12 protein-coding genes are annotated in these 9,391 nt (G+C 63.3%); 6 read left to right on the forward strand and 6 right to left on the reverse strand.

Annotation, left to right across the window (positions count from 1 at the left end; translation table 11 throughout):
* Positions 1-45: 45 nt before the first annotated feature.
* Both B4383_RS25940 and B4383_RS25945 read right to left on the reverse strand, forming a co-directional pair.
* Positions 46-1,323, reverse strand: coding sequence for a cytochrome P450 (locus B4383_RS25940; RefSeq protein ID WP_078294646.1), 1,278 nt, complete (start codon positions 1,321-1,323; stop codon positions 46-48).
* Positions 1,324-1,438: 115 nt separating this feature from the next.
* Positions 1,439-1,825 (reverse strand): hypothetical protein, encoded by a 387-nt coding sequence (locus B4383_RS25945; RefSeq protein ID WP_078294645.1) that lies wholly within the window; start codon positions 1,823-1,825, stop codon positions 1,439-1,441.
* 17 nt (positions 1,826-1,842) lie between these two features.
* Between B4383_RS25945 and B4383_RS25950 the strand changes: the two genes are divergently transcribed.
* Positions 1,843-2,352, forward strand: a complete 510-nt coding sequence (locus B4383_RS25950; RefSeq protein ID WP_078294644.1) for a nitroreductase family deazaflavin-dependent oxidoreductase — start codon at positions 1,843-1,845, stop codon at positions 2,350-2,352.
* Here the strand turns inward: B4383_RS25950 and B4383_RS25955 are convergent.
* A complete protein-coding gene (locus B4383_RS25955; RefSeq protein WP_078294643.1) occupies positions 2,349-3,260 on the reverse strand; it encodes an SDR family oxidoreductase in 912 nt (303 codons plus the stop codon). The genes B4383_RS25950 and B4383_RS25955 overlap by 4 nt on opposite strands.
* A 3-nt stretch (positions 3,261-3,263) precedes the next feature.
* Complete coding sequence (locus tag B4383_RS25960; RefSeq protein ID WP_078294642.1) at positions 3,264-4,046, reverse strand: SDR family oxidoreductase; 783 nt, start codon at positions 4,044-4,046, stop codon at positions 3,264-3,266.
* A gap of 94 nt (positions 4,047-4,140) precedes the next feature.
* On the opposite strand from B4383_RS25960, the gene B4383_RS25965 reads away from it, so the two are divergent.
* From B4383_RS25965 to ipdC, 4 genes are read left to right on the forward strand one after another with little or no spacing between them, the layout of a single operon-like run.
* On the forward strand, positions 4,141-4,911 hold the full coding sequence (locus B4383_RS25965; RefSeq protein ID WP_078294641.1) for an enoyl-CoA hydratase family protein: 771 nt from the start codon (positions 4,141-4,143) through the stop codon (positions 4,909-4,911).
* 32 nt (positions 4,912-4,943) lie between these two features.
* Complete coding sequence (locus B4383_RS25970) at positions 4,944-5,825, forward strand: CoA-transferase (RefSeq protein ID WP_078294640.1); 882 nt, start codon at positions 4,944-4,946, stop codon at positions 5,823-5,825.
* Positions 5,822-6,571 (forward strand): CoA-transferase, encoded by a 750-nt coding sequence (locus B4383_RS25975; protein WP_078294639.1) that lies wholly within the window; start codon positions 5,822-5,824, stop codon positions 6,569-6,571. The genes B4383_RS25970 and B4383_RS25975 overlap by 4 nt, the downstream gene beginning before the upstream one ends.
* A complete protein-coding gene (gene ipdC / locus B4383_RS25980) occupies positions 6,568-7,644 on the forward strand; it encodes a (3aS,4S,5R,7aS)-5-hydroxy-7a-methyl-1-oxo-octahydro-1H-indene-4-carboxyl-CoA dehydrogenase (RefSeq protein ID WP_078294638.1) in 1,077 nt (358 codons plus the stop codon). Before B4383_RS25975 ends, ipdC begins: the two co-directional genes overlap by 4 nt.
* A 16-nt stretch (positions 7,645-7,660) precedes the next feature.
* On the opposite strand, the gene B4383_RS25985 is transcribed toward ipdC, so the two are convergent.
* Positions 7,661-8,560 (reverse strand): DUF559 domain-containing protein, encoded by a 900-nt coding sequence (locus B4383_RS25985; protein ID WP_078294637.1) that lies wholly within the window; start codon positions 8,558-8,560, stop codon positions 7,661-7,663.
* 140 nt (positions 8,561-8,700) lie between these two features.
* Between B4383_RS25985 and B4383_RS25990 the strand changes: the two genes are divergently transcribed.
* On the forward strand, positions 8,701-9,039 hold the full coding sequence (locus tag B4383_RS25990) for a hypothetical protein (RefSeq protein ID WP_078294636.1): 339 nt from the start codon (positions 8,701-8,703) through the stop codon (positions 9,037-9,039).
* On the opposite strand, the gene B4383_RS25995 is transcribed toward B4383_RS25990, so the two are convergent.
* Positions 9,036-9,365 carry a hypothetical protein gene (locus B4383_RS25995; RefSeq protein WP_286150775.1) on the reverse strand — a complete coding sequence of 110 codons (330 nt, stop codon included), beginning with the start codon at positions 9,363-9,365 and terminating at the stop codon, positions 9,036-9,038. The genes B4383_RS25990 and B4383_RS25995 overlap by 4 nt on opposite strands.
* Positions 9,366-9,391: the final 26 nt, after the last annotated feature.

The raw sequence follows: 9,391 nt of genomic DNA on the forward strand, positions 1-9,391 counted from the left end.
GCCCGCCGAAGAGCCCCCGGCATCGCGGTGCCGGGGGCTTTCTGGTCAGCTCGCCCGGCCCGGGGATACCGCCTGCTCGCGAGGGAATCCGGCCGGACAGAAGTCGACCTCCCAGTGCTTTACCCCGTTGAGCCACCCGGACCGCAGTCTGTCGGGCTCCCCTGCCGACGCGAGGTCGGGCATGTGGTCGGCGATCGCGTTGAACATGAGGTTGATGGTCATGCGGGCCAGGTTGGCCCCGACGCAGTGGTGCTCGCCATTTCCCCCGAATCCCACGTGCGGGTTGGGGTTTCGCATGATGTTGAAAGAGAACGGATCTTCGAAGACCTCTTCGTCGAAGTTCGCGCTGCGGTACATCATGACCACGCGCTGCCCCTTCTTGATCCGCACGCCACCAAGCTCGGTGTCCTCCAGCGCAGTCCGCTGAAACGACGTTACCGGCGTCGCCCAACGCACGATCTCGTCGGCGGCCGACTCGGGCCGCTCCTTCTTGTACAGCTGCCACTGGTCCGGGAACTGAGTGAACGCGTGCATGCCATGGGTGATGGAGTTGCGAGTCGTTTCATTGCCGGCTACCGCCAAAAGCATGACGAAGAAGCCGAACTCGTCATCGGATAGTTTCTGGCCGTCGATATCGGCATTCACCAAATCAGTGCAGATATCGGGACCGGGCTCCACGGCCTTGCGGGCCGCAACTCCCATGGCGTACATCAGCAACTCGGCGCTGGCGATAGCGCTGTCATCCTCGCCATCGTCCGAACCAACCAGCCTATTGGACCAATCGAAGAGCTGCTCGCGCTCATCCAATGGGGTACCCATCAAGCCCGCGATCGCTTGCAGCGGAAGCTCACAGGCCACCTGCTCGACAAAGTCCCCGTGCCGCATCTGGGCTGCCGCTCTCGCAATGCCTTGCGCCCGGGTGTTGAGATCGTCGCGCAGTCGGTTCACCGCCCGCGGCGTGAACCCTCGGCTGATGATGTGCCGCAACCTGCTGTGCCGTGGTGGGTCCATGTTGAGCATGATCAAACGTGTCGCGTCGATCCGCTCACGTGGAGTGGTCGGCAGATAGCGGGGTATCGCGGTGTTCTGCTCACTGGAGAACACGTCGCACCGAAGCGAGATCTCCCTGACATCTTTGTGTTTGGACACCACCCAGAAGCCATCATCATCGAACCCAGCAACCCCGCGCTCGGTGCGATTCCACCAGATCGGTTGGGTATGCCGCAGTTCGGCGAGCTCACCCTCCGGGATCCCCCTCACAAAAAGGTCGGGATCCGTGAAGTCGATGCCGTCCGGCAAGTGGGGATGTTGGGCCTGTACCACGCTGTACCTCCCGGCCTGTGATGCATTTCACTAATGGCTCTAGTGGCAGTGAAGCACAGAAATTGTCCCCAGGACAAGGGGGCGCGGAGGGAAACCCGCAGATCCAGAACCTGTTCTAAGAGCGCGACAGCTTCGGGACGAAGATCGCCCGGATGTGATGAATCCGGGGATCATCCGCCGGGATTTTGAACGTCTCGTCCACTTTCGCGACGACGCGCCACCCGGCGACCTTGGCTTTGGTTTCGATGATGAAACTCGCGACGACATTCTCCCCCTCGACACGGAACTGCCGGTTGGAGGCGGCCGCAATCAGGCGGAACTGCGGACCATTGTTCAGGCTGCGCCGCAAGTGATCTCCGGAGAATCCGGTCTTGACACCCTGCTCGATCCGCACACATTCCGGAGCGAACGGCACCGCGTCCGCCTGATGTGTGACGAGGGCTTCGATGTATGCATTCGCTGCGGCAATACGCACTTCGTCTGAGGCTCCAGGTGTTGACACCCTCGTAGCATAGGGCCATGTCTGACGGTCTTCCCGCGAGCGGCTTATCCGCGAATGCACCCGCCCAGTTGAACTCCGAGTTCGCCGGCAAGCTCATCAAGTGGATGACCACAGTCAACGTATGGCTGTACCAGAGGACCGGCGGCCGTCTCGGCGGAAAGTGGCGTGTAGGTGCGGCTTTCCCGTGGGGCATACCGGTGCTGCTGCTCACCACCACGGGCCGCAAGACCGGGCAGAAGCGACTGAGCGCGCTGCTCTACCTACCCGATGGAGACAAGGTTGTCCTAGTCGCATCGCAAGGCGGACGTGATGCCAACCCGGCGTGGTACCTCAACCTGAAGGCGAATTCTGAAGTCACCGTTCAGATCAAGGGCGATATTCGAGCGATGACGGCGCACACCGCCACCGATGAGGAGCGGACGTACTACTGGCCCAAGCTGGTCGAGCTGTACGCGGACTTCGACAAGTACCAGTCGTACACAACCCGCAAGATCCCCGTCGTCGTCCTGGAGCGGCCGTCGGATTAGGACTGGCTGCCGTATACCGGGACCGGGGTGCGCGCCTTGCCGAGCAGCTCGGTGACCACTGGGCCCAATTCACTTGGGTCCCAACGGGATCCCTTATCCACCTGCGGACCGTGCGCCCAGCCTTCGGCGACGCGAATGACGCCCGCTTCGACCTCGAACACCTTTCCCGTGACGTCGCGAGCCTCCGGACTGCCCAGCCAAACCACCAGCGGCGAGACGTTCTCCGGCGCCATCGCGTCGAACGCGCCGTCCTCGGGCTTGGCCATGGTCTCGGCGAAGACCGCCTCGGTCATCCGGGTGCGCGCTGCCGGAGCGATGGCATTGACGGTGATGCCGTAGCGGCCCATCTCGGCGGCGGCCTGCAAGGTCAAGGTGGCGATACCGGCCTTGGCCGCGGCGTAGTTCCCTTGCCCGACACTGCCTTGCAGCCCGGCGGCGGAACTGGTGTTGATGATGCGCGCGTCCACCGCGTTGCCGGCCTTGAACTCATCGCGCCAATACGCGGCGGCGTGGCGCAAGGGCGCGAAGTGTCCCTTGAGGTGCACGCGGATCACCGCGTCCCACTCCTCCTCGCTCATGTTGGCAAGCATCCGATCGCGCAGGAAACCGGCGTTGTTGACCAGGACATCCAGGCGGCCAAAAGAATTGACTGCGGTGTCAATCAGATTCTTGGCGCCTTTCCAATCGGCGACATCATCACCATTGGTAACGGCCTCGCCACCCGCTGCCTTGATCTCCTCGACGACTTCCTGAGCCGGGCTCGTGCCCGCCGATCCATCCAGGCCCACACCGATGTCGTTGACGACCACGCGTGCGCCCTCGGCGGCGAACGCGAGCGCGTGCGCACGACCGATACCGCGGCCAGCGCCGGTGATGATGACGACCCGACCGTCGAGCAAACCTGGCATGTTCTATTCCTTTTCGCCGTTCTCATTGCTGTTGACATTGGCGGCGTCGAGGAACGCGGGGCGCTCCCCTCCACCGTGCACCGTGAGGACCGAACCGGTCACGTAGGAAGACAAGGGTGAGGCAAGAAATGCTGCGGTCCAACCGATCTCGTCAGGATTAGCAAGACGACCCAGCGGCACCGTCGCACCGACGGAGGCGATCCCGTCTTCGTCGCCGTAATGCATTTCCGAGAGCTCGGTGCGGATCATCCCGGCGGCCAGTGCGTTCACCCGCACCTTGGGCGCCCATTCCACGGCAAGGCTCCGGGTCAGACTCTCCAGTCCGGCCTTGGCCGCGCCGTACGCGGCAGTGCCCGGCGAGGGCCGGCTTGCGCTCACGCTGGTGATGTTGACGATGGTGCCGCCGTCGTCCTGGCGTTGCATAACGGCATTGGCGCGCTGCGAGACGAGCAGTGCGGAGAGCAAGTTCAGTTCGATGATCTTGCGGTGAAAGTTGTGGCTCGCGTCGGCGGCCAGCGCGAAGGGGGCACCGCCTGCGTTGTTCACAACAGCATCCAGGCGCCCGTGCCCAGACACGATGGCACTGATGAGCGCGCCCACCGACTCTTCGTCGCGGATATCGCAGGGATGGAATTCGTAGGGGGTCTCACCAGGGCGGCGCGCGCAGGTAATCACCGTCGCACCGAGCTCGTCGAACACCCGGCTGATCCCGGCGCCGACGCCGCGGACACCTCCGGTGACCAGCACGACGCGGCCCTCAAGGCCGAGTTCGTAAGGGGTTCGCACGTGACTCCTTGCCGTATTCCTACTGTTTGTCCTGCGCTTTCGAGCCATGGTAGCGTACCAAGCAAGTGCTTGTTTCGGTACCTTGAGGAGTCTCATGGGCATCATCACCGCGACGGTTGAACCGGGCATCGTCACCGTCACCGTCGACTACCCGAAGGTCAACGCCATCCCCTCGCGTGGATGGTTTGAAATGGCCGACGCCATCTTGGCCGCGGGCAATGACCCGTCCACCCACGTGGTGATCCTGCGGGCCGAGGGCCGCGGCTTCAACGCGGGAGCCGACATCAAAGAGATGCAGGCCACCCAAGCGGACGGCAAGGGCTATACCGCGCTGATCGACACCAACCGCGGCTGTTTCGAGGCTTTCAGCGCGGTGTACCGCTGCAAGGTGCCCGTCATAGCCGCCGTCAACGGCTTCTGCCTGGGCGGTGGAATCGGCTTGGTGGGCAACGCCGATGTGATCGTCGCCTCCGATGATGCGGTGTTCAGCGTGCCCGAGGTAGACCGTGGCGCGCTCGGCACCGCCACTCATCTGCAGCGACTGGTCCCCCAGCATGTCATGCGCCGGATGTTCTACACGGCAGCCAAGATCGACGCAAAGACCTTGCACCACTACGGATCCATCCACGAGGTGGTGCCGCGCGATGAGCTCGACGAAGCTGCGCTACGCGTGGCACGTGACATCGCCGCCAAGGACACCCGCGTGATCCGGGCCGCCAAGGAGGCCATCAACTTCATCGACCCGCAGGACGTCGAGTCGAGCTATCGCATGGAACAGGGCTTCACATTCGAGCTCAACCTGGCGGGTGTCGCCGACGAGCATCGTGACGCATTCGTCGAGACCGGAAAGCCGAAGGGACAGTAGCCGATGAGCCGCTTGCGCGAAGAGGAGAAAATATGAGCGACAAGACAACCACACTCGACGAGGTCGTCGCCGAACTGCGCAGCGGCATGACCATCGGCCTTGGGGGCTGGGGTTCACGCCGCAAGCCGATGGCCTTCGTGCGCGCGATTCTGCGTTCGGACATCAAGAATTTGACGGTCGTAACCTACGGCGGACCGGACTTGGGCCTGCTGTGTTCTGCGGGCAAAGTGAAGAAGGCCTATTACGGCTTCGTCTCCCTGGATTCACCGCCGTTCTATGACCCGTGGTTCGCCAAGGCGCGCACCACCGGTGCGATCGAGTCCCGCGAGATGGATGAGGGCATGGTCAAGTGCGGTCTGGAAGCCGCCGCCGCCCGACTGCCGTTCCTGCCCATCCGGGCCGGGCTGGGGTCCGACGTCATGAACTTCTGGGGCGACGAACTCAAGACCGTCACGTCGCCGTACCCGGACTCGTCCGGCAACGCGGAAACCCTGGTCGCGATGCCCGCACTGAACCTTGATGCAGCATTCGTGCATCTGAATCTGGGTGACGCCACCGGAAACGCCGCCTACACCGGCGTCGACCCGTACTTCGACGACCTCTACTGCCTGGCCGCCGAGCGCCGCTACCTTTCGGTGGAGAAGATCGTCTCCACCGAGGAACTGGTCAAAACCGTTCCTCTGCAATCTCTTCTGCTGAACCGCATGATGGTCGACAAGGTCGTCGAGGCACCCGGTGGCGCGCACTTCACCATCGGCGCCGCAGATTACGGCCGTGACGAGAAGTTCCAGCGGCACTATGCCGAGGCCGCAGGCGCTCCGGAAACCTGGCAGAAGTTCGTCGACACATACCTGTCCGGTTCCGAAGAGGACTACCAGGCAGCCGTCAAGCGCTTTAAGGAGCAGCAGGCATGAGCGAGGCAACCCGCGCCGAGGTATGCGCCGTCGCATGCGCCGAGTTATTCAGGGACGCAGGCGAGATCATGGCCTCCGCGATGTCGACGATGTCCACCGTCGGCGCCCGGCTGGCCCGCCTGACCTTCTCCCCCGACCTGGTGCTCTCCGATGGCGAGGCCGTCCTGATGGCCGAAACACCGGCGATTGGCGGCACCTCTCCGATCGAGGGATGGATGCCGTTCCGCAAGGTATTCGATGTGGTGGCCTCGGGTCGTCGGCATGTTGTCATGGGCGCCAACCAGATTGATCGCTACGGTAATCAGAACCTCTCGGCGTTCGGGCCGCTGCAACAACCCACCCGGCAGATGTTCGGTGTGCGCGGCGCTCCGGGAAACACCATCAACCACGCCACCTCGTACTGGGTGGGTAACCACTCGGCACGGGTCTTCGGCAACTCCGTCGACATCGTGTCCGGCGTCGGCTACGACAAGGCCGACCCCGCAAACCCTGCCTTCAAGTACCTGAACGTGTTCCGGGTGATCACGAACCTGGGCGTGTTCGACTTCAACGGACCCAACCACGAGATGCAAGCGCTGACTCTGCACCCCGGGGTCTCGGCCGAGGACGTCGCATCCAACACCAGCTTCGAGGTGCACGGTCTGGCTGACGCTGACCAGACCCGGGTACCCACCGAGGAAGAGTTGCGGATCATCCGCGAAGTGATTGATCCGAAGTCATTCCGGGACAAGGAAGTCAAGGCGTGAGCGCACCGGTCCTGAAGACACCGCTGACCGAGCTGGTCGGCATCGACCATCCTGTCGTGCAGACAGGTATGGGCTGGGTGGCGGGACCGCGCCTGGTCGCCGCCACCTCGAACGCCGGCGGTCTGGGCATTCTCGCCTCTGCGACCATGACGCTGGAGGAACTGGTCGCGGCAGTCGCGAAGACGAAGTCGCTGACCGACAAGCCGTTCGGTGTGAACATTCGCGCCGATGCCGGTGACGCCACGGAGCGCATCGAGTTGTTAATCCGCGAGAAGGTCAAGGTCGCCTCGTTTGCGCTGGCGCCCAAGCAGGATCTGATCGCCAGGCTGAAAGACAATGGCGTGGTGGTGGTTCCGTCTATCGGAGCGGCCAAGCATGCCAAGAAAGTCGCGGCCTGGGGCGCCGATGCGGTGATCGTGCAGGGCGGCGAGGGCGGTGGACACACCGGCCCCGTCGCGACAACCCTGCTACTCCCCTCGGTGCTCGACGCGGTCAAGGACACCGGAATGCCGGTCATCGCCGCCGGCGGATTCTTCGACGGACGTGGCCTCGCGGCGGCGCTGTCCTACGGCGCGGCCGGTGTGGCCATGGGTACCCGATTCCTGCTGACCGCCGATAGCACCGTGCCGGATGCGGTCAAGGAACGCTACCTGGCCTCGGCTCTCGACGGCACCGTGGTGTCGACCCGTGTCGATGGCATGCCGCACCGGGTATTGCGTACAGAGCTGGTTGAGAAGCTCGAAAGCGGTTCGCGGGTGCGCGGTTTCAGTGCCGCGATGCTGAATGCGGCGAAGTTCAAGAAGATGACGGGCATGACCTGGCGGTCCATGATCAAGGACGGCCTGGCGATGCGGCATGGCAAGGAGCTCACCTGGTCACAGGTGCTCATGGCGGCGAACACCCCGATGCTGCTGAAAGCCGGACTCGTCGAAGGGAATACCGGTGCCGGTGTTCTCGCCTCGGGTCAGGTCGCGGGCATCCTCGATGACCTGCCGAGCTGCCAGGAGCTGATCGACGCGATCGTCACCGAGGCCGTCGCTCACCTCACGGCAGCGAACGCCGCCATTATCTAGACGCCGACTGGGAATCTCACGAGGCGAATCGACCGAAATCCCTCGCCAGATTCCCACTCGACAGTGCTGTTCGAAACGCTTCGTCGACCCGAGCCACGATCGTGCCTGCGCGATGCTGAAGCATCTCGGATGTCACCCGAATGATGGTCCAGCCCTCCGCTGAGAGTCCGGCCGAGCGATCGACATCGCGAGAACGCTGATACGGGTCGGTCCAATGCTGTGCGCCATCAAACTCGACTCCGAGCTTGAGGTCCTCCCATCCCATATCGACCCTTGCGACAAACTCTCCATAACGCGTATACACACGGATCTGACTTCGCGGCTTGGGAAATCCTGACCTAACGAGAAGCAGCCGAGTGCGAGTTTCTTGCGGTGACTCCGCTCCACCGTCAACCAATTCCAGCGCCTTGCCAAGCGTCACCAACCCTCTGGCTCCAGGATGCGCGGCCGCCACCTTCTGAATCTCCGCAGGGCTGACACCGGTAGCGGCAATCAGGGCATCCAATCGTTGAACGGCGGTATCGAGCCGCAACCAACGTCCCAGGTCAAATGCCGTGCGCGCCGCCGAGGTGGCCGCAACGCCATCAATGCGATCAACCTCATTGGTTAACAATGACTCCCGGTGCACCCTCAGTCTGGTCGGGGCTTTGTGGTTGCGATAGATCAACTCCGCGTCGGCCGCACCATCGACCCACTTCGACCCGAGAAGTGCTGACGCGGACAACCCCGCGACCACCCCGCTCCGCTGCGACCACAGCCATGCGGCCTGTGCCCGCTGAATCGCCGTCACGCTCGATCCGCGGGGTATGTACACGGACGGATAAATCTGTTCGTACCGACTTCGGAGTAGGTGCTCAGTCACAACTCCGGCAGCGATTGCCTCAGTTGACCGGAATGGCCACAGAACCTCCCCCACAGCGGGAGCATCTCACCGCCCACCGACAAATCCGAGTGGGAACCTCACGAGGAGAGCCGACCAAAACACCTCGTCACATTCCCACTCGACCACAAGGATAGAGACAGCTGATTCACAGACTGCGGGAGAAGGCTGGTCGTATGACGTTCCGAAAGTTCACCTTCTCGACAACTGCCTGTTGTTTGGCGGCAGGAGCGGCGATCATGCTCGCCCCGCTCGCCGCCGCCGATAACGACCAGCCGTCCGTCCCCAATCACGGGATTCACACTCCGATGCAGGGCTCCATGGAGTTACCCACAGACCGCGGCCGCAGCCACGTATTACGGCAAGACCAATCCGTGGGAGGCGCAAATCCCGGCGTGCCGTACGGAACCGATCCGTACGTCCCGGACCATGCAACTGATATCGGTGGAGCCGATCCGTCCACTCCACTGGGCACCGATCCTGATGTGCCCTACGGAACATGGGCTCAGGACTAGTCGCCCGGCAGAGCAAGCCCCGGTGAGGCTGGAGGGGCCTGCTCCGGGATACCCGAGTCGGATGGCTGCGATCGAATGAACTCCGCAGGCCCCGGGGCATTGAACATGCCCGTGTTGTCCCGCTTGCTCAACCAATCCCAGGCCTGGCCCATCCACATCGGGTCTTGCGGCAGGTCAGACATCTGCGGATTGAAGGGCAAACTACCGCCCGGCAACCCGGGAATGCTGCACACCTCCGGTGGACATGGCTCGGCAGATGCGGGGGCGCCGCTCGCGATGACGCCCAGCGCCACTGCGGCCGCGCCGATCAGGATTCCAGCACGCATTCCCTGAGGCTACGCCTCGGATGTTC

The sequence above is a fragment of the Mycobacterium sp. D16R24 genome, assembly GCF_002013385.1.
Taxonomy (GTDB): Bacteria; Actinomycetota; Actinomycetes; order Mycobacteriales; family Mycobacteriaceae; genus Mycobacterium.